This window comes from Flavobacterium sp. 21.1, assembly GCF_057801535.1.
Genome location: NZ_JBYNXA010000002.1, coordinates 37,209 through 59,383, shown reverse-complemented (window position 1 = coordinate 59,383; position 22,175 = coordinate 37,209). Strand labels below are relative to the sequence as shown.

At 40.5% G+C, this 22,175-nt stretch carries 19 protein-coding genes and 1 tRNA gene; 4 read left to right on the top strand and 16 right to left on the bottom strand.

Annotated features, from left to right (window positions below):
• The 10 genes from AC3E9U_RS03570 to flxA form a co-directional block, all read right to left on the bottom strand.
• Positions 1 to 435: a hotdog family protein gene (locus AC3E9U_RS03570; protein ID WP_488745545.1), complete on the bottom strand. Its 435-nt coding sequence runs from the start codon at positions 433 to 435 to the stop codon at positions 1 to 3.
• Positions 435 to 1,568, bottom strand: a complete 1,134-nt coding sequence (gene darB / locus AC3E9U_RS03565) for a dialkylresorcinol biosynthesis protein DarB (RefSeq protein WP_488745544.1) — start codon at positions 1,566 to 1,568, stop codon at positions 435 to 437. Before darB ends, AC3E9U_RS03570 begins: the two co-directional genes overlap by 1 nt.
• Before the next feature lie 17 nt (positions 1,569 to 1,585).
• A complete protein-coding gene (locus tag AC3E9U_RS03560; protein WP_488745543.1) occupies positions 1,586 to 2,488 on the bottom strand; it encodes a dialkylresorcinol condensing enzyme DarA in 903 nt (300 codons plus the stop codon).
• Between the two features lie 54 nt (positions 2,489 to 2,542).
• Positions 2,543 to 4,198, bottom strand: coding sequence for a phytoene desaturase family protein (locus AC3E9U_RS03555; RefSeq protein WP_488745542.1), 1,656 nt, complete (start codon positions 4,196 to 4,198; stop codon positions 2,543 to 2,545).
• A gap of 63 nt (positions 4,199 to 4,261) precedes the next feature.
• Positions 4,262 to 5,143, bottom strand: coding sequence for a lysophospholipid acyltransferase family protein (locus tag AC3E9U_RS03550; protein ID WP_488745541.1), 882 nt, complete (start codon positions 5,141 to 5,143; stop codon positions 4,262 to 4,264).
• A 6-nt stretch (positions 5,144 to 5,149) separates the two neighbouring features.
• The gene (locus tag AC3E9U_RS03545; RefSeq protein ID WP_488745540.1) at positions 5,150 to 5,401 is read right to left on the bottom strand and encodes an acyl carrier protein; all 252 of its coding nucleotides are present in this window, start codon (positions 5,399 to 5,401) and stop codon (positions 5,150 to 5,152) included.
• 2 nt (positions 5,402 to 5,403) lie between these two features.
• Positions 5,404 to 6,630: a beta-ketoacyl-[acyl-carrier-protein] synthase family protein gene (locus tag AC3E9U_RS03540; RefSeq protein ID WP_488745539.1), complete on the bottom strand. Its 1,227-nt coding sequence runs from the start codon at positions 6,628 to 6,630 to the stop codon at positions 5,404 to 5,406.
• Positions 6,631 to 6,702: 72 nt separating this feature from the next.
• Positions 6,703 to 7,434 (bottom strand): flexirubin biosynthesis SDR family reductase FlxB, encoded by a 732-nt coding sequence (gene flxB / locus AC3E9U_RS03535; protein ID WP_488745538.1) that lies wholly within the window; start codon positions 7,432 to 7,434, stop codon positions 6,703 to 6,705.
• A gap of 6 nt (positions 7,435 to 7,440) precedes the next feature.
• Positions 7,441 to 8,553, bottom strand: a complete 1,113-nt coding sequence (locus AC3E9U_RS03530; RefSeq protein WP_488745537.1) for a WG repeat-containing protein — start codon at positions 8,551 to 8,553, stop codon at positions 7,441 to 7,443.
• Between the two features lie 25 nt (positions 8,554 to 8,578).
• Positions 8,579 to 10,099 carry a flexirubin biosynthesis tyrosine ammonia-lyase FlxA gene (gene flxA / locus AC3E9U_RS03525; RefSeq protein WP_488745536.1) on the bottom strand — a complete coding sequence of 507 codons (1,521 nt, stop codon included), beginning with the start codon at positions 10,097 to 10,099 and terminating at the stop codon, positions 8,579 to 8,581.
• 117 nt (positions 10,100 to 10,216) lie between these two features.
• Between flxA and AC3E9U_RS03520 the strand changes: the two genes are divergently transcribed.
• Positions 10,217 to 11,470 (top strand): NAD(P)/FAD-dependent oxidoreductase, encoded by a 1,254-nt coding sequence (locus AC3E9U_RS03520; RefSeq protein WP_488745535.1) that lies wholly within the window; start codon positions 10,217 to 10,219, stop codon positions 11,468 to 11,470.
• A 41-nt stretch (positions 11,471 to 11,511) separates the two neighbouring features.
• Here AC3E9U_RS03520 and AC3E9U_RS03515 read toward each other — a convergent pair whose 3' ends face one another.
• From AC3E9U_RS03515 to AC3E9U_RS03495, 5 genes are all read right to left on the bottom strand, one after another.
• The gene (locus AC3E9U_RS03515; protein WP_488745534.1) at positions 11,512 to 12,111 is read right to left on the bottom strand and encodes a hypothetical protein; all 600 of its coding nucleotides are present in this window, start codon (positions 12,109 to 12,111) and stop codon (positions 11,512 to 11,514) included.
• Positions 12,112 to 12,171: 60 nt separating this feature from the next.
• Positions 12,172 to 12,750 (bottom strand): hypothetical protein, encoded by a 579-nt coding sequence (locus tag AC3E9U_RS03510; protein WP_488745533.1) that lies wholly within the window; start codon positions 12,748 to 12,750, stop codon positions 12,172 to 12,174.
• A 1-nt stretch (position 12,751) separates the two neighbouring features.
• Positions 12,752 to 13,366 carry an aminoacyl-tRNA hydrolase gene (pth, locus tag AC3E9U_RS03505; RefSeq protein WP_488746129.1) on the bottom strand — a complete coding sequence of 205 codons (615 nt, stop codon included), beginning with the start codon at positions 13,364 to 13,366 and terminating at the stop codon, positions 12,752 to 12,754.
• Positions 13,367 to 13,648: 282 nt separating this feature from the next.
• Entirely contained in the window at positions 13,649 to 14,257 is a 609-nt protein-coding gene (locus AC3E9U_RS03500) for a 50S ribosomal protein L25/general stress protein Ctc (protein ID WP_488745532.1), read from the bottom strand.
• 28 nt (positions 14,258 to 14,285) lie between these two features.
• The gene (locus AC3E9U_RS03495; protein ID WP_488745531.1) at positions 14,286 to 15,227 is read right to left on the bottom strand and encodes a ribose-phosphate pyrophosphokinase; all 942 of its coding nucleotides are present in this window, start codon (positions 15,225 to 15,227) and stop codon (positions 14,286 to 14,288) included.
• Between the two features lie 264 nt (positions 15,228 to 15,491).
• Between AC3E9U_RS03495 and AC3E9U_RS03490 the strand changes: the two genes are divergently transcribed.
• The 3 genes from AC3E9U_RS03490 (at position 15,492) to AC3E9U_RS03480 (ending at position 17,912) form a co-directional block, all read left to right on the top strand.
• A tRNA-Leu gene (locus AC3E9U_RS03490) sits at positions 15,492 to 15,571 on the top strand.
• A gap of 254 nt (positions 15,572 to 15,825) precedes the next feature.
• Positions 15,826 to 16,923 carry a biotin synthase BioB gene (bioB, locus tag AC3E9U_RS03485; RefSeq protein ID WP_488745530.1) on the top strand — a complete coding sequence of 366 codons (1,098 nt, stop codon included), beginning with the start codon at positions 15,826 to 15,828 and terminating at the stop codon, positions 16,921 to 16,923.
• 116 nt (positions 16,924 to 17,039) lie between these two features.
• Complete coding sequence (locus tag AC3E9U_RS03480; RefSeq protein ID WP_488745529.1) at positions 17,040 to 17,912, top strand: cupin-like domain-containing protein; 873 nt, start codon at positions 17,040 to 17,042, stop codon at positions 17,910 to 17,912.
• 62 nt (positions 17,913 to 17,974) lie between these two features.
• On the opposite strand, the gene AC3E9U_RS03475 is transcribed toward AC3E9U_RS03480, so the two are convergent.
• Complete coding sequence (locus AC3E9U_RS03475) at positions 17,975 to 22,060, bottom strand: DUF8693 domain-containing protein (protein ID WP_488745528.1); 4,086 nt, start codon at positions 22,058 to 22,060, stop codon at positions 17,975 to 17,977.
• Between the last annotated feature and the right edge of the window lie 115 nt (positions 22,061 to 22,175).

The window sequence follows — 22,175 nt, the reverse complement described above, 5'->3', positions numbered from 1 at the left end:
TTAGGATGCTAAAACTGTTTTCATCTGCCCTCGGGCAATCACTTTATCATTTATTTTTGAAACTATGTCCACCAAGGTTACTCCCATAAACTCGTGAAGCACAGTCACTGTAGTTTCAACCCTATCACCTAACAGAGGTAATTCCGTGATGGCAATCGATTTTATGGAACCGATATAACCGGTGGGAGCCTGTTCGTTTTTTAAATAAAACTGATAACCGGTATACAAGGCAACGGATTGTGCCATATGTTCTATCAGACCGGATTCCTGAAACTTATTTTCGTTAAAAAAAATATTATCACCGGCAACGGTCAGACCTGCCACAACTTCATTTTCAGAATACGACAACAGTTTATCCACCATAACAAACGGAAATTTCTGCGGTATCAGATTACCTACAAAAACATCATCAAGGATAGGAAACATCTTTTCCATTAGCACACAGTTAAATAAGCATAGGTGTACGAGAATCTTCCACTTTCAGGAACGGATAACATTACCTTATCCCCTTTTTTCAGATTTCCGGAATTCATCAGTTCTTCCAACATTAAGTAGATGGAAGCCGAACCTACATTCCCGACTTTTGAAAGATTCATAAACCATCTTTCAGCCGGTACTTCGATTCCCCGTTCCGCAAGTTTATTTCTTAAACCGTCCACAAAATAATGGGACGAAACGTGCGGCAGAAAATAAGTGATATCGTCAGCCGTTACATTATTTTTATCCATGGCCGCCTTCATACTTTCTGCTCCTTTTTCAAGGATATTGCTGTCCAGCAGTTTTACATCCTGTTTAAGAGAAAAAACCGATTGGGTAAGCCACTCGCTTGAACTGTAATTACTCCAAGGTTTCAACTCACCATTCCCCATTTTATCGCCGCCCGCATACATACAGGCTTCCAATTCATGGGCATAGGAAAACGCTTCCATCCATTCTATTTTCAGGGAATTTTCACCTCTTGGTTCATTCTCCAATAAAAAAGCGGCCGCTCCATCAGACAACATCCAACGTAAAAAGTCTTTTTTGAATGCAATTATAGGCTGCTCTTCAAGGCTTTTCAGATTGGCTACTTCATTTTGAAACTTATCGGCAAGCATCCATGTGGAAACGCGTTCCGATCCGGTACAAATCGCATTTTTGGTATTTCCGGCTTTTACGGAAAGGTAGCCGAATTTCATCGCATTCATCCCGGCATTGCAAACGCCTGAGGACGAATTCAGTTCTACGGATCTGTTTTTCATCAATCCGTGTACCATAGCGGCATGCGATGGCAATAAAGTGTCCGGGGTAGAAGTCCCGCATGAAAGTAGTTCTACATCATTGGCAGTAAAAGTTGCGTCAAAAAGTGTATTTATGGCATTATTGGTTAATTCCGCATTGGTATGCGTGGGATTTCCTTCCCGGTCCAAGGCATAATAGCGTGAGGCAATTCCGTTATTCCGCAGAATTATCCTTCTGGCTTTTGAGGCCGTATTATTTATTAATCCGAGAAACGTCTCCATCTCGCCATTTGGAACCGCTTCGTTAGGTAAATATTTCCCGGATCTTGTTATATAAACTTCAAACATAGTATTCTAAAATTCTTTTAAACCCCTTGATAATAGGCTTTTTCTTTCTTTATCCTCGCAAATTTCAACGGATACGTAAAAAGGTGCAAGATATAGACAATTGGTGACATTACCCAAATTGCCACCAACAAATAAATATTAAAACCTTTGAGCCAACGCGGTCTTGAATCGGTCTTCCCAATGATTAAATTAGCCCATATTTTGAACATTTTATTGGCTTTTTTGTCCATTTCAATTAAAAAAGGACGTATTTCCACCGCATCATTCGCAACCAATTCTTCCTGCAAACCGGAATAGGAATTATTTTTCACTGATTTTAAAATGATTTTTCCGAATTTAGACGATTCAGCAATGTCCTTTTCCGAGACTCCGGGCTTCGGAAAAATACCCAAATACTTCTTTTTTTCTCCGGAGAACATCCATTTTACGATCGTGATAACGCTGATGTGATTGATATGTCTGTCGACAAGCGCCACATTTCCGACCAGTTTAGCATCGACATTTTTCAACAGGCTTTTCATTTTTTCCTGTGCCAAAGCCCACATATTTCTGCAGCCAATAACCGTAATTACCGGTGTATTTGCCAGCAGTCGTTGTGCAAAATCACTTTTCAGAAAGGAATTTACAGGAATTGAAGGCGACAGGTACCAAACCTGATAGGCCAGGATCACCAGATCATATTTTTTACCAAGAACTTCATCCGACGGCTTAATTATGTTAGACGGAAGTTGCAGAAATGATTCCGGGAAAGCATCAAAAAAGGCTGCTTTTTTCCAGGGAAAAGGAAATGCTTTTTCCATAACAACAGGATAAAAAGTAACGGAAACATCGGCATCCTCCAACAAAGGTTTGGCAATATTTCTGGAAATTTCTTCCAATTGACCGGATTGGGAATAATAAACTACAAGTACGTTTTTCATTGCTATTTTTTATGTTCCGAAGCAAAGATAAAGCAAGTTAATTTTAAAACTTCTCTAATTAACTTTCACGGCTTTAAAATTACGTATTTTATCTTCTCGCTTCTTATGAATGAATTCGTTCCAGGTGGAAGGATCTTCGGCATCACAAATGGTAATTTTCTGACTGGCATCCTCAAACAACAAATCATCCGGTTTACAATTTAATATTGTGGCTGCGGCTGCCAATCCCGAGTAGGTCGCACCAGTGACTCCGTGCGACAATGTACTGGAGCCACAAAGGAACAGGTTCGCAATTTCGGTCTTATTCTTAAAAGCGAAAGGACCTACCTGACTTAATGTTTTTTCCGTTCCGTAAACATTTCCATCTGTCGAACTGATATAATACTGATTCGTTTTTGGAGTACCTAATTCAACCTGAATGATATTTTGACGCGCATCGGGTACTATCTTTTCAACACTGTTCAGGAATTTTTCAATTACTCTTTTCTTAAAAGCCTCATACTTCGGACAATGATAATCATCCAATTCATCAAACTCTCTGAAACTGTCGTAACTCACGTAGGTCACCACTTCAAAATTATGGTATCTTCCGTTAAAACTAGCGGGATCTTTCAGGGTCGTACAACTCATAAAAAACGCCGGAAATTCATCACCTTCCAAAACACCTCCGTTGGTCAACGTTTCAAAATGGCTGTCAATATTTTCATCTTTAAATTTCCAGATATTTCCGGAATCGATACCATATTTGGTCACATCCATATCCAAGGTCAAAAATAAAATAAGTGACGTAACAGAATACTTCGTCTTACTGAGTTTCTTCGTTAATTTCTTACTGATGTTTTCTTTCCCCACCAACTTCAAATAAGTAGTAGAAGGATCGGCATTTGAAATGATATTTTCAGCAAGGATTTGCTCGCCGCTGACTAATTCTACACCATAAGCTTTTTTATCCCGAATTAAAATCCTGGCGACATTTTCCTGGGTCCTGACAATTCCACCGTGGCTTTTTATCTTCGTTGTCATAGCCTTTACAATGGCACTTCCGCCTCCCATCGGATAAAAACCTCCATCAAAATAATGGTACATAACCGAACAGTGCACAGGAAAACTTGCTCTTTTGGGCTGCAATCCATGGTCGCCGCATTGGGCATTAAGTACCGCTTTGAGAACATCATCTTTAATATGCCAATCTATTACTCTTTTCAGACTGAACAGCGCAAACTTCCCAAAATGTTTGGTCCGGAAAGGAACCGTAATATTCTGCCAGAACCCTTTTAATTTTGGGATTAACTGCAATTCTTCATTAACCTTCCCGATTAAGGAAAGATATTCTTTTATATTTTTCACTTCTTTAGGAAAACTTTGGATTAAACTTTTCTTAAGGTTCTCTACACCTGCCGGAAAATCAAACCTTACATCATTTATTATGCAATGATCGTAGGCGATTTTATTCATGCGAAAAAAAACAAGATCATTGGCTACTCCAAGACCTTTGTATAATTCATTGGTGGATTGTCCTTCATCCAAAAGACCTATGTAATGCACGCCGGGACTGAAACGCTGACCTTTTAGTGTAAAACTGTGACACCATCCGCCAGGTACATTATGTTGTTCCAGAACCAAAACTTTGTGTCCTGCTCTCGACAAACAAAGCGCGGTTGCAAGTCCGCCCGCCCCAGATCCGATAATTATTGCGTCAAATTTTTCCATTCCATCTTTTTAAATAAGCTAAAATTGGAATGAATTTTTTGTTCAATTTTCGCCTGAGTTATGCTATTTTTCAGTTCTGTTCCAAAACATAAAGTAATTGAACCATTGCAAAGGGTATTTTTGCAACATAGTTTCAACACTTTCGGTATAAGCTTTCAAAAGCCCTTTTTCATCGCGTTGTTTTACTTCCGCTTTTCTTGTATAAAGATGATAGTGCAGCTTAGCTTCTTTCATTACGTACACAAAAACCACCGGCACTTTTAAACGTGATGCTATTAAAAAAGGTCCTGCGGGGAAATTGGTTTCTTCCCCCAAAAAGGATTCTGTCATAACTTTTGTTCCCTCAAAATAACGATCTCCGGTAAAACAAATCAATTCGTTATTTGACAAAGCATTATTAATTTCGAAGATATGAGACATATCGTCCTTGACAAGGATAAATTTCAGGGAGGATTTTTTGGTAACACGTTCCATATATTCCTTTATTTGCGAACGTTCCATGTCAGTTGTTACCAAATTGATCTGACAATCGAAATCGATTTCCGCAAAAAAGTAATCCGCGATTTCAAAATTACCAACATGAGCGCTTATTAAAATACCGCCCTTCTTCTCAGCCAAAAGCTGCTGAAGCAATTCAACACCGTCAAATTCATAAGTAAATTTATTCCTTAAACCGGCTGCAATTGCCGTTTTATCGATTAGCGTCTGACCGAAAGTAAAATAGTTCTTATAGACCATCACTTTCGATTTGAAATAAGAATATCCAAGTCGGTTCCGGAAGTAATAAAACATTGCTTTATTGGAATTCCTATCGAATATAAAATAATAAAAAGCTACAAAAACCAAAACGGAATAGGCCGCTTTGACTCCGAGCTTTTTTATACAAAAAACAAATATTTTATACCCTAAAAGAGTCCCTTTGGACTTACCATCCCATTGACTCATCGTATATTAGTTCTTGTTCTGAATTTTGGTTTCGATCAGGTTGTAAAAATCCTCAAACGTAACGACTCCAACAAAATCTGCTTCACCCAGTTTTACACCGAAATTAGCTTCAATCGCCACAACCAAATCCACATAATCAAGGCTGTCTAAACCTAATGTATCTTTAAGGTTTGATTCCGGGGAGATAATATCAGCATCTACTTCAAATTCATCCACTAAAATCTCATTAATCTTCTCTAAAATCAAATCTGTTTCCATAACTATTCTTTAAATTTTTTAACTACTACTGCTGAATTTGTTCCTCCAAATCCAAAAGAATTCGACAAATATATATCAAATTTTTTATTTACGGTCTCAGCAGCGATATTTAACTTCTTAGAATCCTCGTCCGGATTTTCAAAATTGATATTAGGAGCAATGAAATCGTTTTGCATCATAATGGTCGAATAAATTATCTCGCTTGCCCCTGCCATCCAACATTCGTGACCGGTCATAGATTTGGTCGAACTCACATAGGGTTTGCTTTCGCCGAACACTTCATAGATTGCTTTCGCTTCATTGGCGTCCCCAAGTGGCGTTGAAGTTGCATGCGCATTGATGTAACCTACTTCATGCGGTTCAATACCCGCTTTCTCCAAAGCACGTCTCATCGCCGTAGCCGGACCTTCTACATTTGGAGTTGAGATATGACCTCCGTTGGACGAAAAACCGTATCCGATAATTTCCGCAATTATTGGCGCGCCTCTTTTAACGGCCGATTCATAACTTTCCAACACCAAAGTCGCTCCGCCACCACTTGGCACAAGTCCTCCTCGTGCTGCATCAAAAGGACGCGATGCTTTAGCAGGCTCGTTTTCGTTAGGAGAGAAAACGCCCAATCCGTCGAAACTCGCCATTGCATATTTATTGATTTCCTGTGCACCACCGCAGATGATCATGTCCTGCATTCCGCTTTCGATCAGTAAAAACCCTAAACCTATGGAATGCGATCCACTCGCGCAGGCAGCACTGATGGTCATATTAACACCACGTAATCTGAAAATCGTCGACAAATTCATGGTTACGGTAGAGTTCATCGATTTGAAAATCGCTCCGGAACCAATCAATGCCGTATCTTTCTTTTCACGTATGATATCGGTAGCCTCGATAATTGCTTTGGAAACACTGTCGTTACCATATAGAATCCCCACTTCATTTTCATCAAAATAACTATCTTCGATTTTAGCATTTTCCAACGCCTCAATCGTAGCCAGATAAGCATATTCCGTTTCTTCGCCTACGCTTATTCGCTGACGACGGTTCAACAGCTCTTTTAAATTCGGTTTCGGGACCATGCCTGTTATGGCCGATTGAAAACCAAATTCCTTTCTTTCCTCATCATACATAATTCCTGACTTCCCTTCATAAAGGGATTGTTTCACCTCTTCTAATGAAGTTCCTATACAGGAATAAATTCCCATCCCGGTAATTACTACTCTTCTGCTCATTTTATTTCTTCTATGGGGTCAAATTTATATAAAAATCTATAAAACAGACAGTTATAAAGCTTTCTTTATATTTTAGGAATAAATTCCCCCGTTAATATTGATAACTTCTCCGGTTATGTAGCCCGCTTTGTCCGATGCCAAAAACCCAACCAATTCGGCCACTTCCTCCGCCTCTCCGAAACGATTGGCAGGAACCATCTTAATCAGCTCTTTTTCATCAAGCTGACTGGTCATATCGGTTCGGATAAACCCTGGTGCTACGGCATTAACCGTAATATTGCGCTTTGCTACCTCTTGAGCCAATGCTTTAGTAGCAGCCACAACTGCTCCTTTCGCCGCGGAATAATTGGTCTGCCCCGCAGTTCCTTTTACGCCCGACACCGAAACCATGTTTACGATACGACCGTATTTGTTGCGTAACATTCTTTGAATAAAGAAGTTGGTAACATTAAAAAAGCCGTTCAGACTGGTGTTAATCACATTGCTCCAGTCCTCATGCGACATCCACATGAACAAACCGTCACGTGTGATTCCGGCATTATTTACGATAACTTCCACCACAGCATCCGGATTAGCTTCCTGCCAGGCTGTCAACACGTTCTTTACTTCTTCAGCATCAGAAACATTGAATTTAATTATCTCTCCGGTCGCCCCTTTTTTTACCACTTCTTCCAAAGTTTTTTCGGCAGCTTCCTGATTGAACTGATAATTGATCAATATATGATACTTTTTATTCTCGGCTAATTTTTGGCAGATGGCACTTCCGATTCCACGGGAACCACCTGTGATTAGAGCACATTTCATATTTTATTAATTTTGAAACAATTCGGCATTCTCAAACCATTGTCCGCCTAAAACGCTTCCGTCCGGTTTGATAAAACCCCATTGTTTTCCCGATTTAACTCTAGCTATACCGTTTACGAAACCTTTGTCGTCTTTTCTGAAAAGACTCGCAAGTCCTCCGGCTGTTATCTGATATTTTGCTTCGATTACCTGTTTTCCTTTCACGTCGATGAAACCCCATTCTTTTTCTTTTACGGGAGCCAGGCCGTCCATACTGAAAACTTCAGCATCATCATACATTGGTTTTATCACGTATTCACCCTTGTTATTGATATAGCCCCATTTTTTACCTTCGCAAACAGGTGCCATATTCTTAACAAAAGCCTTTGCTCGGTCAAATTTAGGTGCTACAATCCAGTTTCCTTTTAAATCAACGAAACCGATTTTACCTTCTTTCCGGGCATAAGTAAGATCCTGAAAATCGAAGTCCCAAATTTTATCCGCTCCCTCGATCGTCGTGAACTTATTAGCCGTAACCAAACCAAACGCTTCACCTTTTCTCGCCCAGGTCGTGTTTTTATAGAAATTCCCCACTTCGTCATATTCCACATTCACAACAACTTTACCTGTTTTGTCAATAATTCCCCATAGGTTATTATTCTTTGCGCGGGCAAAACCATCTTCAAATGATTTTATAATTTGGTAGGTAGGCTGAAGGATGATATCCCCTTTTGTATTGATCAATCCGATTTTATCATTTTGTTTGATAAAAGCCACACCATCCTCAAAGTCGAAAACTTTCTCTGAAGCCGGCATTTTCAGGGTTTCCCCTTTTTTATTAATGTAAAACCATTGTTTGTCTTTCTGAACTACACATATGCCGCTGTTAAAGTATTTCGCATCCGAAAAAGAAGGTTGGATCACCCATTCCCCTTTCGAATTGATAAAACCCCATTTCCCGTTGTCTTCGGCAGCCGCTAAGCCTTCCGAAAAATTCTTGGCCGTTTTGAATTTAGGCTGAATAACGAATTCGCCGGTTTTTGAGATATATCCAAATTTTCCGCCTTGTCTTACCAACGCCAATTCCTGAGCGGCAACGAACTGAAATGAAAGTAACAGTAAAAAAAGCAACTTTTTCATAGGTGATTTCGATTTAAAACCCGGCTTATTCCTTCATTAAATAATCTTTCACCTGCTGTACGAAAGGATACATCACCATATCTTCCTTAAACTCCGGAACGATATTTCGCACTTCATCGTACATTTTTCTTGTAACCGAAGATACCTGGTCTTTATAACCCAAAGCATCAATCGCCTGAATGATAGTTATCAATTCGATAGCTAAAACCTCAAAAGCGTTTTCAATCACTTTTCCGGTGATTACCGCCGCGTTAGTTCCCATACTTACAATATCCTGATTGTCATTGTTGTTTGGAATACTGTGCACATACATGGAGTTAGACAACATCTGACTTTCCGCTGTGGTTGAAGTTGCCGTAAACTGAACGCCCTGCATTCCGAAGTTAAACCCTAACGTTCCTAAATTCACGAACGGAGGAAGGATTTCATTTAATTTGGAATTCAGCAAATAATTCAATTGACGCTCTGCCAACATGGTCAGTTTCGCAACAACCAGTTTCAGTTTATCCATTTCCAAAGAAATATAATCGCCGTGGAAATTTCCGCCGTGATAAACGTGTTGGTTTTTCACATCAACAATCGGATTGTCGTTAGCAGAATTGATTTCGTTTTCCATCACGCCAGCCACTGCATTTATAGTATCCAGAACCGGACCTAAAATCTGCGGCACGCAACGCAATGAATAATATTCCTGTACTTTTTCCTTGAAAACTTCTTCCGTGTTTTCTCCGGTATATAAGTGGTCTTCTCTTTTTCTTACCAAGGTACTGTCGGCAAGATTGTCACGCATTCTTTTCGCGATTTCCTGCTGTCCGAAATGACGTTTTGTATTGTTTAATTCGGCTGACAAATGGTCGTCGTAGGCCTGAACGATCTCATTGATGGCGCATGAACATTTAATTGCCCAGTCCAAAACTTTGTCGGCATTGTGAACATTCACGATTCCGATTCCGGTCATTACCGAGGTTCCGTTCATCAAGGCCAATCCTTCACGGATTTCCACATTGATAGGCTGAAGTTTTTCTATTTCAAAAACCTCTTTGGTCGCTCTGCGTTCTCCTTTATAAAAAACCTCACCTTCTCCGATCAGCGTTAGAGCCAAGTGCGCCAACTGAACTAAATCACCGCTGGCCCCTACTCCTCCGTGCTCGAAAATAAGCGGCGTTATATCTCTGTTAATGAATTCTTTCATCAGATGGATCACCGACGGATGCACGCCGGAATTCCCTAACGAAAGCGTATTTAATCTAGCCAAAATAGCCGATTTCACACAAACCGGGCTTAATGGTTTTCCTGTCCCTGAAGAATGACTTCGTATCAGGTTGTATTGCAATTGTAAACGGTCTTCATCCTTGATACGGTATTGGGCCATCGGACCGAACCCTGTATTTACACCATAAATAACTTTATTTCCGGAAAATTCCTTTAAAAAATTAAAACTGGCTTCCACCCTGCTTACCACGGCATCACTCACATCGACTTTTTGATTTTTAAATACGATTGCAGTGAATTCTTCCAGGCTTAAATATTCGTTTATAGTGCTCATTTACGGTTATCATTTTGCTTAAATATAATAAGCAATTTTATTTAATATTTGAATTTATGTCTTTACATTTGAATGCTTGCAAAGGTAACATATTCTCAAAAAGAAAAAAGAAAAAATATGACACAAGAATTCGTAGATGTACTAGTTATCGGAGCTGGCCCTTCTGGCTGTGTTTCAGCATCTTACTTACACAATAACGGAACAAAAGTTAAAGTAGTCGAAAAAACAAAATTCCCAAGATTAGTGGTCGGCGAAAGCCTTATTCCGAGAGTGATGGATCATTTTGACGAAGCAGGATTGTTCCCGGCGCTTGACGCTATGAATTTCGAAAAAAAATTAGGAGCCCGTTTCATCCGCGGAGAAGAAATATGTGTTTTTGACTTCAGCGATAAATTCTCTGAAGGCTGGGATTGGACCTGGCAGGTACCGAGAGCGGATTTTGATAACACATTAGCACAGGAAGTTATCCGAAAAGGAATTGATCTGGAATTTGAAAGCGAAGTTTTGGACGTTAAATTCAACGGAAGTGATTCAATCACCACAGTTAAAGATAAAGACGGTAACATCAAAGAAATTCATGCGAAATTCATCATTGACTCTAGCGGATACGGACGTGTATTGCCAAGATTGCTGGATCTGGACACGCCTTCGAAATTAGACCCGCATTCTTCCATTTTCACACATGTTAAAGACCTTAACCGTCCGGAAGGCGTAGAAGGAACTCAAATTTCTTTTGACATTCTGGAAACCGAAGTTTGGTTATGGGTAATTCCATTCTCTAACGGAAACACCAGTTTAGGGGTTGTAGGACCAACTTCGTTCATCAATTCGCTTTCTGAAAACAAAGACAATGCGGAGGCCCTGAGAAATGCCATCCAATTATCTGAATATTACATCAAACGTTTTGGCGATGTGGAATTTTCGTTCGAACCAGTAAAACTGGAGAATTATTCGCGCTCGGTGAAGAAAATGTACGGCGACGGATTTGCATTGACCGGAAACAGTTCCGAGTTTTTGGATCCTGTGTTCTCTTCAGGAGTAGCTTTCGCAACGGAATCCGGAATGCTTTCTGCAAAATTGGTTCACCGTCAGTTGAAAGGCGAAAAAATCGACTGGGAAGTAGAATTCACGCAATATATGAAAAGCGGCATCGGTGTTTTCACTACTTATGTAAAAGAATGGTATACCGGAAATCTGCAGACTTTATTCTTCCATCAGCCTGAAAATCAGGATGTGAAAAGAAAAATATGCGCTGTTTTGGCCGGTTATGTTTGGGATCAGGACAACCCGTTCGTGAAGAAACACGACAGTGTGATCAAAAACATGGCATACCTGTTAAAACTTGAAAAAGAAAAAGAAGAAAACCAATAATAAAAAACCCTGGCCGCAACCAGGGTTTTTTTATAGTAAACTTATTTTTGTTTATTTGCCTTCTTTAATTCGGCTGCGAACTCTTTCGCTAATCTGGCATACGCTTCTGAAATTCTGTAACCGGTATTATAATCAAAACCAGCCGCTCCCTCACCCAATACTTTTTCATAGCCAACCGACAGTAGTATATTATTTGGATTTTCTACTTCGACAATTTTAATAATTGCCGTCAACTTTGCCCCTGACCTTGATATCCCCACGTTATAGCCGGGATAAATCCAAACGGTCTGTATTTTGATCGTGTACTTTGCCGAAGATAAATTTTTACCCACTTTTCGCTCTCCATCAAATCTTTTATTGAATGATTCAATGAATTTAGGTTCATATTTTTCTTCCCTGTCTGAAAACCATGTATTTTTAAATTCTTCAGCGGTCCCTTTTTCTTCCCTCTTCTTCATCTTATCAGCCAAAAACTCTTCCTCCGTTTCAAACTTGTCGACTTTCAGATTGGTGTAATCAAAGACTAAATTAAACTCGGTTATTCCCTTTAAATTTTTAAAATCTCCCGAAAGAATTCTTTTATTTTGGGCCATCATTACTCCCGACAGCAAAATCAATGCAATCACTGCAATTTTTTTCATAGTTATGATCTAATATTTAAAATTTACAAATTGGTATCAATAGTAGTATTTACCATTGTTTTACAAGAATCTTTTTAGCTGAATTACCAGACTCTTCGCCAGTTTCTCATAGGCCCCGGCCATCCTTTCGCCGCGATGGCCGTTGAATTGGTTGTCTTCAATACCTATCAAGCGCTCAAATTGAAGCGAAGCTAATACGTTTTGAGGGTTTGCCGTTTCGGAAATGGTGACTATCGCCGTTATTTTCGCCGGCTCGACCACATAACCGGGATAGATCCAGACTGTTTTCACCTTCATGGTATATTTCGCGGCACTATCTTCTACCAGCCTGATTTCGTTTTTAGGGAAACGCTTATGGAAATAATCTATGAATTTAGGTTCATACCGATTTTTCCGGTCGGAGAACCATTCTTCCCTGAATTTTTCCGCCTTTCCTTCGACATTTTTCCTCTTATCCATTTTATCCATCAAAAAGGCTTCTTCGCTTTCAAAGCCATGCACCTGCATGTTAGTGTAATCAAAGGTGATATTGTATTCCGATATCCCTTTTAGGTTTTTTAAATTGCCTTCCAGGAGATCGAATTGTGCCGATGCCATGCCCGATACGAGAAAGGTCAAAATGACCAGTAGTCTTTGCATCTTATTTTCCGTTAAAATCACTCATAGTATTTCCTAACCCCGCTAAAGCAAATGATTTCACTGCTTGCACCGCCATATCCAGACGTTCCGGCAATTGATTTTTTTCCTCATCATCCCAATCGCCAAGCACATAATCAACCTGTTTTCCTTTTTTGAATTCGTCGCTGATCCCGAAACGGAAGCGCGGATAATCCGCCGAATTTAAGGTTTGCTGGATACTTTTCAGACCATTGTGACCGCCATCGCTGCCTTTGGGTTTAATTCGAATAGTTCCGAACGGCAGGTTCAAATCGTCGGTGATGACCAATATGTTTTCTTTGGCGATTTTTTCCTTTTCCATCCAGTACTGAAGCGCTTTTCCGCTTAGGTTCATATAGGTATTGGGTTTTAAAAGCAAAAGCGTTCGGCCTTTGATTTTACATTCGGCGAGTGTACCCAATTTTACGGTTTCAAAAGAAACACTTTCCTCTTTTGCCAGGTGATCCACCACTTTGAATCCGATATTGTGTCGGGTGTTCACGTATTCGGCGCCAATATTTCCTAAACCTACGATTAAAAACTTTTTACTCACTTCTTTTATATTGTTTTGTGGAGTTTCCAGAATCTCCGATTTCATGGGATCAATTGTATCTGTAACTGCTTTTTCTTTCTTAAATAATTGCGTCAGCCATTTCATGGGGCAAAAGTAAGATAATTTGGAAATTTGTGGATTTGGAAATTTGGAAATGTTTACAAAAATACAAAACCGTTACTCCCATAGCCCCGATTGGAGTGGCACGAAGTAGAACGGAAAGCGGGAACAACCTTTACCGATAAAGTCCTGGCGGCCCGCTCCAAAAAAACCAAAAAAAAAGTCCCGATAAAAACCGGGACTTTCTGATATTTCGAAAAATTGAAATTATTTTTTCTTTTTTCCTCCACCTTTTTCTGCTTTTGCAGCTTCCTGAGCAGCTTTCATCGCAGCACGTGAGATTCTCACCTGAGCAACTACAGTGTTGTCCGGGTGTAATAATCTGAAGTTGTTTGTAGGGATTTTAGTCACATACAATTTGTTACCCATTTCAAGAGGAGTAATGTCTGCCTCAACGAAGTCAGGTAAGTTAGCAGGTAAAGCTCTAACTTTAAGTTTACGTTGGTTTAAACGTAAAACACCTCCTAATAATACACCTGGAGATGTTCCTGTAACTTTAACAGGTACTTCCATAGTGATTTCTTTGTCATCTTGTAACTGATAGAAATCGATGTGTAAAATTTTGTCTGATACCGGGTGCACCTGAATGTCCTGAAGAATAGCTTTGAAAGATTTTCCACCTTCCAATTCAACTACAACAGTGTGTACGTTTGGAGTGTAAACCAAAGATTTGAATGCTTTTTCTTCTGCTGAAAAATGTACTGGCTGATCTCCTCCGTATAACACGCAAGGAACCATTCCAGCATTACGTACCGCTTTCGTTGAAGCCTTTCCTACGCTTTCTCTTTCTGATCCTTTAATCGTAATTGATTTCATTTGAACTATTTAAAAAATTAATAAAATACTACATTAAAAATTTGCTGCTGATCGAGTTGTTGTTCTGTACCATGTGCATTACTTCTGCAAACAACGGAGCACAGCTCACCACTCTTATCTTAGCACTTTCTTTCTTCAACGGAATTGAATCAGTTACGATCAATTCCAAGATTTGAGATTTTTCGATTTTCTCATACGCATCTCCTGATAAGATTGCGTGTGTACAAATCGCTCTTACGCTCAACGCGCCTCTTTCCATCATCATGTCGGCCGCTTTTGCCAATGTTCCTCCGGTGTCTACCATATCATCCACAAGGATCACATTTCTTCCCCGAACGTCTCCGATCAGTTCCATCGTGTCGATAACGTTGGCCGCTTTTCTCTGTTTGTAACAGATAACTACGTCTGATTCCAAAAACTTAGAATAAGCGTAAGCTCTTTTAGAACCACCCATGTCCGGTGAAGCAATGGTAAGGTTCTCTAAATTTAAACTTTCCACGTAGGGAAGGAATATAGTTGATGCAAACAGGTGATCCACCGGTTTTTCGAAGAATCCCTGAATCTGATCCGCGTGTAAATCCATGGTCATGATTCGGGTAGCTCCTGCACTTTCTAATAATTTTGCAACCAATTTTGCTCCTATCGGAACTCTTGGCTTGTCTTTTCTGTCCTGACGCGCCCATCCAAAATAAGGGATAACCGCCGTGATGTGTCTTGCCGAAGCTCTTTTAGCCGCATCGATCATTAACAAAAGCTCCATTAAATTGTCGGCGCTTGGAAATGTTGAGCACACTAAAAACACGCGCAATCCACGGATTGACTCTTCAAATGACGGCTGAAATTCACCATCACTATAGGTTGAGAACGTTACCTTACCCAGCTCGGCACCATAGTGCTTTGCGATTTTTTCAGCAAGGTAAGTACTTTGTGAACATGCAAATATTTTTGCTTCCGGTTCAATGTGCGACATTTTACTTCGTTGTTTTATCCGATTCACTAATATCTGTAGGTTTGTTATTACCCCAAACCCATATATAAACGTCTCGGTTGTAGTTAGTTAGTGTTGTATTGCTTTAACGAGGTGCAAATTTAGAAATTAAATTCAACTCTGAAAGCAATTTTTTCAGATATTTTTCAAGTTAATATTTGAATGTTTGAATATTTTTTATTTACATTTGCACCCAGATTGAAACAATCAATATCCGAGACGCTTTAAAAAGCTTCTCAGTCCGAAGCCCGGATGGCGGAATTGGTAGACGCGCACGACTCAAACTCGTGTACTTAGGTGTGTGGGTTCGATTCCCACTCCGGGTACTAAACCTCTCAGTAATGGGAGGTTTTTTTTATTTAATCCCTATCTTAAATTAAGCTGTCTTTTCCACTACCGCTTTCTTTTCTCCACTTTCATATGATTAAAGAAGCAAAACACAACCTTTTTAAACTACTGCTTCAAAATAAGACAGTCACAGCTATTTAAGACATGATTTTACACCAATGTAAATCAGGCAAAAACAAAATTTTTTACTTCGTTTCGAATTACCTATTTTTGACCCATCAAAAAATGTAGTATGAGTACAACAAGACACAACTGGACCAAAGAAGAAATCATTGCCATATACAACCGCCCTTTAATGGATTTGCTTTACGAAGCAGCTTCGATCCACAGGGTAAATCACGACCCGAACGTAGTGCAGGTTTCCACTTTATTATCGATTAAAACCGGTGGATGCCCGGAAGATTGCGGTTATTGCCCACAGGCTGCCCGTTATCATACCGATGTTGAAGGTAATGACCTAATGTCGGTTTCACAGGTAAAAGCTCAGGCTTTACGCGCAAAATCAGGAGGTTCTTCCCGCGTTTGTATGGGAGCTGCCTGGAGAAACGTGAAAGACGGACCGGAATTTGACCAGGTTTTGGAAATGGTACGCACCATCAACAAACTGGACATGGAAGTATGCTGTACTTTGGGAATGTTGACGGAAAATCAGGCACAGCGTTTAGCAGAAGCCGGTTTGTACGCATACAATCACAACTTAGACACTTCGGAAGAATATTATAAAGAAGTTATTTCAACCCGCGGATTTGAAGACCGTTTGCAAACTATTGAAAACGTTCGTAAAACGAATGTAACGGTATGTAGCGGCGGAATCATCGGAATGGGTGAAAGCATTGAAGACCGTGCAGGGATGTTGGTAGCTTTATCAACACTGAACCCTCAGCCGGAATCAGTGCCGATTAACGCATTGGTAGCCGTTGAAGGAACACCGATGGAAGACGAAAAACCGGTTGAAATCTGGGAAATGATCCGTATGGTTGCCACTACACGTATCGTTATGCCGGAAACTCAGGTACGCCTTTCCGCAGGAAGAACACAAATGTCGAGAGAAGGACAGGCGATGTGTTTCTTCGCCGGTGCGAATTCGATTTTCGCAGGAGACAAATTATTAACGACTCCAAACCCGGATGTAAACGAAGACATGAAAATGTTTGAAATGCTGGGATTACAGCCGCAGAAACCATTTATCAAACTAATGCAGCCGGAAACTGTGGAAGCTGAGGATTCTAAATTCCAGGCATTAGGCGAAAAACCGAAATGGTCCCGTCCGGAACACAAAATCGAAAGAAACCTTGAAGCGCAGGCAAAAGGAAAAGAAATACAGAAGTAAAACCTAAGTTTAACTTAAGATATATTTTATCTTAACATAAAGGTTTTTTCATAAATTTACTCTCAGCCCTTAGCTGGGAGTATTTTTTTTATCTCAAAACTATTTAATTGTCCGGCATGAAGTTACAATTAACTGAAATTGAACGTGTAAAGTCCATCTCCAAAGAAGATTTTTACAACAATTACGTGAAAAAACAAAAACCACTTGTTGTTGAACAACTGACTGCTGATTGGCCCGCTTACGAAAAATGGAACCTTAACTATATCAAATCCGTTGCTGGCGAAAAAACAGTTCCCCTGTATGATGACCGGCCGGTTTCCCACAAAGACGAATTCAATCAGGCGCATGCCGAAATGAAGATGGGTGATTACATCGACTTGTTGCAATCAAAACCTACCAATTATCGCATTTTCGCTTATAACCTAATGAAAGAGGTACCACAGCTGCAAAAGGATTTTAAGTGGCCTACTGTCGGGCTAAAACTGATCAAACAGCTGCCGATGCTTTTCTTCGGTGGAGAAAATTCCAAAGTATTCATGCATTATGACATCGATTATCCTAACATTCTGCATTTTCACTTCCACGGACAGAAACAGTGCATGCTCTTTCCACCCGACCAAACGAAATACCTATACAAAGTTCCGCATGCCTTGATTTCCAGGGAAGACATTGATTTTGACAATCCCGATTTCGAAAAATGGCCGGCCCTGCAACAAGCACAGGGACTAATATGCAACCTGAACCATGGCGAAATGCTTTACATGCCGGAAGGTTATTGGCATTACATGAAATACCTTACTCCCGGTTTTTCGATGAGTCTGCGAGGATTACCAAGAAATTTAGGCAATCTTTCCAAAGCGTTTTACAATATTTTAGTGATGCGCCATTTCGATAACCTTATGCGCCGTTACAAAGGTCAGCAATGGATTGACCACAAAAACGAAAAAGCCATTTCCGACACCCACAAAAAAGTAAATACCATTAAATAAAAATCCCGACGGCTGACCATCGGGATTTTTCTCTTAACCAAATTTATTAATAAAAAGAACTACTAATACAAAACCTTCTTAGTTGTGGTTTGTCCGTTGTCCAGTACTACCTTAACAAAAAGAACTTCCTTTGTTTCCAATACATCTGACAACAAAACCGAGGTGTGGTCAACCCCGTTTTTTTCCACTACTAACCTTCCTAAAACGTCATATACAAAAACGTCCTTAATCCTCTCTGATGAAGAGGTTATCTTTATGCCTTTATCTGCATAAACGATAACCGAATTCGTGTTGGTCCCAAAATCGCCGTTACCCAGAGTAGCGTTCGTAAAACGCAACACGAACCGATTATTAAATTCTCCAGCAGTTGTTGAAAAAACATAATCTGCCGCTTTCAGATCATGAATTATATGCAACTGTAAATCTTCAATATAAACCTGCTGGTCGCGAAGTATTCCTTCAATACCGCCAATTGAAATCGAATATGTTTTTTCATAAGCCGAATTGAACCCAAGCGGAATCCTGTCATTCACATCAAAAGCACTTCTTCCTTGTATTTTGTATGGCTGATCAGCAATCATGGAATAGAACGCCGCATAAGTCGGGGATTTCATATAAAAACCATCATATCCTCTGTCTTCTCCCATAGTTGCGTTCGGGAAGAAACCTATCAACTGCTGACTGAAGACACCTTCCGAGTTGCTTAAGTTCAGCCAAATCCTGTTCTTTTCTGATGAAGCCGCATCTGTTCTATAGAAATTCGTATTGGAATACACCTTATTACGCATACTGTTATTGAACACCACTGACGTACCGCTGTTTGCTTCCACCTGAAATCCCTGCCCGGAAGCAATGAAACCATCGGGTATATTATTACTCCCGTTTCCTGAAAGCAGTCCGGCTCTAGTACCTGTTCCGCCCGCTAAATTATAGTAAGCATAGTCATCCGGGCTGAAATTATAAGCCTGCGGCCCCGGATTCACTGCCGCTACCTGAATATTTCCTTCATGCGTCCAGAAATACAAGGTTCCTGAAATATTTGTATTGGCCGCAATAAACGCATCAGCACTAATAGCCGACGGGTATGGATTTCCAACCAGGTTAAAATCATCATTAGCTTTTGTATTATCAAGACTCATTGCGATAGACTGATTAATCACTCCATTGTTGACCGCTCCAGTGTATACAACACCCTGCTGCGCCGGGAAGGACTGATTGATTTTCCCCATTACGGCATAACCTCGTCCGGGTGACATGATTTCCGACTGCGGCGTAAACACCCAGGCATCCATATTGTCATCACTTGAATCATTATTATCATCTCTGAAAGCCGCCGTATTGAATTTAAAAATGTAATTGGTCTGCCACTGACTGAATACGCTAATCGGAGCACTTGCAACCGGTGAGGACCAGAAAGTATAATCATACTGATCGAACGGCGTACTTGTTTTACGGATGTTAGTCGTACCGTTATTAGTGACCACACCCGAATTATTAACCATAACAAGCGAACCAGTATTATCCACATCTAAAGTTCCTCCAGCATTAACAACCAAATCGTTGACAATGTTGATATATGAATTGTTTCCTATTTTCAGTACTGCGCCATTATTAACCGTTAAACTGCAACAAGTGAAACTGCCGTTAACCACCGCATCATAATTACCATTTATTGTAGCTGTAGTATTTTTACTTGGCACTCCGTTGGACCATGAAGTACCATTCCAGGCTGAAGTCAGCGCTCCGCACACTACAGGAAGTTCAGTATAAGTCTTTGAACAGATCGTCAACGTATACGAAGTCACGGTTCCGACATCTGCCGCACCTAAATCACGGATTCCGACCAACCAGTTCCCCTGAGGATTTGTTCCGTTATACACAGATAACGCCTGAGCCGGAAGGTAAGTCCCATTAATCGGTGAAGCACATACCATGGCACTTCCCTGATCATCAAAAAGCACATTCATATTATCGTTATTCGTGCAGCTTCTGTTAAAAACATTGATCTGATTTGCACCGCTTGGATCTACCAGAGCGATTTGCAAATCCGACACATAGGCATGATTAAGGACGACTCTCAGATTCACATCCGAAACCGCCAGATTAGTCGGCACATTAATTGATTTTACCGTATAAGCTGTATTGTTGTCGGGAACACTAAAGGCTGTATTATAAGTATAATCAGTACATGTTGTTGTAATGGAATACCCAATCGCAAACGGCATGGTATTTATCGCATAGTAGTCATTCCCCGTTGGTTCAATATACAATCGGCAATTCGTGGAAAGTACATCAGGAACAGTAATTGTTTGCGTTCCGTCGTTGGGCGTATTGGCTACCAAGGTAATCGGGAAAGTCACACCACCATCTATGGAAAGTAAAATATTTACATTCGCAGAGCCTGTTAAAGCCGTAGTATTGTTTACCGACCAATTGATTGTTTGCGTACTACCGATAGCCCAACTGATTCCGGCCGTATTTTGGGACGTAACCGAAAACGGTCCATAAGCATTATCAAAAAAGGTGGTCATGTTATCACTTTCATTACATGCGCCTCCTACCCGGTTGTCTCTTACTGTAAAGCGAAAATTCAACGTTCGGTCCACATCCGGCACGATTTCCCACATATTACCTCCTACTCCGTTAGCCACATGATCGGCCAATCTTGGAAATCTTCGCATCGTACTCGCGGTTGGTGAAAAAGAACGGAAATTAGGGCCGGTCACTTTTGTCGTATTCGGATAGGTTGTCGTCGCATCACCGATGTCCATTTGCTCCCAACAATACGTCAGTGAAGCTAAACCGTCAGCATCTGTACCGCTTCCCGTTAATTTGAAAGCTGTTCCTATTGGTAATATTTTGTCGGCTCCTGCATTCGCTGTTGGTAAGGCATTTCCAGTGGCCGTGACGGTCGGACAGGCCTTTGCTTTTACATTATTGGTAACTTGCTGAATACTGATGGCATGAAAATAAGCATCGCTGTGCGCCTGAACATCTGTAGCGCCCGTAATTCCCGCATACCCCATGATCGTACTTCCGCTTCCCGGCTCCAATTGTGCTACTGCAACCTGAGTGGAATGGGTAAAGGTATGATTGGCGCCAAACTGATGTCCTAATTCGTGGGCTACGTAATCGATATCGAAATTATCGCCCTGCGGAATTCCGTCTGCCGGCGAAGTATAACCGCTTCCCTTCTGACCGTTGACACAAACACAACCGATGCATCCGGCATTTCCACCACCTCCGGTAGCTCCGAAGAGATGTCCGACATCGTAATTGGCCTCTCCTATGACGGATGTCAGAGTCGATTGCAATTCACCATTCCAGGCTCCCCCGGTTCCAGTGGCAGCATTGGAATACGGATCTGTGGCAGCATTGGTATACACCACATTTGCGTTTGTCCCTATTAACATCATGCGAACATTGAAATCATTTTCGAAAACACCATTAACACGAGTTACTGTAGCGTTGATTGCTGCCATTGCTCCGGCTACCGTTCCTCCATGAAAAGCTGTATATTCTCCGGTGCACGACATGGCAAGTCGGAAACTTCGCAACTGTGAATCGTCGGCATTATTTAAGACACTTTTATTACTGCTTTCAAACAGTAGTGCTTCATCGGTGGAACAGTTAAAAGGATTTTTGCTTTTTGGGCTGTTTTTTCTATTGAAAACAATATAATTCTGCGGATTTCTTTCTAAGGGATCGATAATAATAGTCCCATTTTCAGCGGTTCTGATCATTCCGCTGAATCCTTTTTCGTTGGAGACACTAAAACGGATAATTGTTCCGGGATCTGCAACGCTAACACCAGCAAAAGAACGGGTTGTCGGAAACTGCGCCTGGAGTTCCGGCATCATTACGGATGCTTCACGAACACGGAAAGATTCCATTACACCTTCCTCATTTGGTATCAGAACCAATACTTCTTTAACAGATCGTTTATTATCGGTTAATTTATTTAACGCAGCTTGAAATTCCGGAAGGTTTAAACTAAAAACTTTATATACGCTTGGCAAATCGGCCTTGGCGGATAATTCACTTTTCTGAAAAGAAGGGGACTGAACAGCCTTCCATAGCGATCCCTTCTGTGCAAACAGGGAAAGCGCTGTGAATTGCAACAATGCAAACAGCAGTTTTTTTCTCATTTTTGGGAAATGTTAGTTTTTTGGGTTAGGATGCCGCAATACTATGACTTTTATAACAAATCACCAAAAAATATAATAAAAAATAACAATTTGTATTTAAATCAAAAAAAGCATC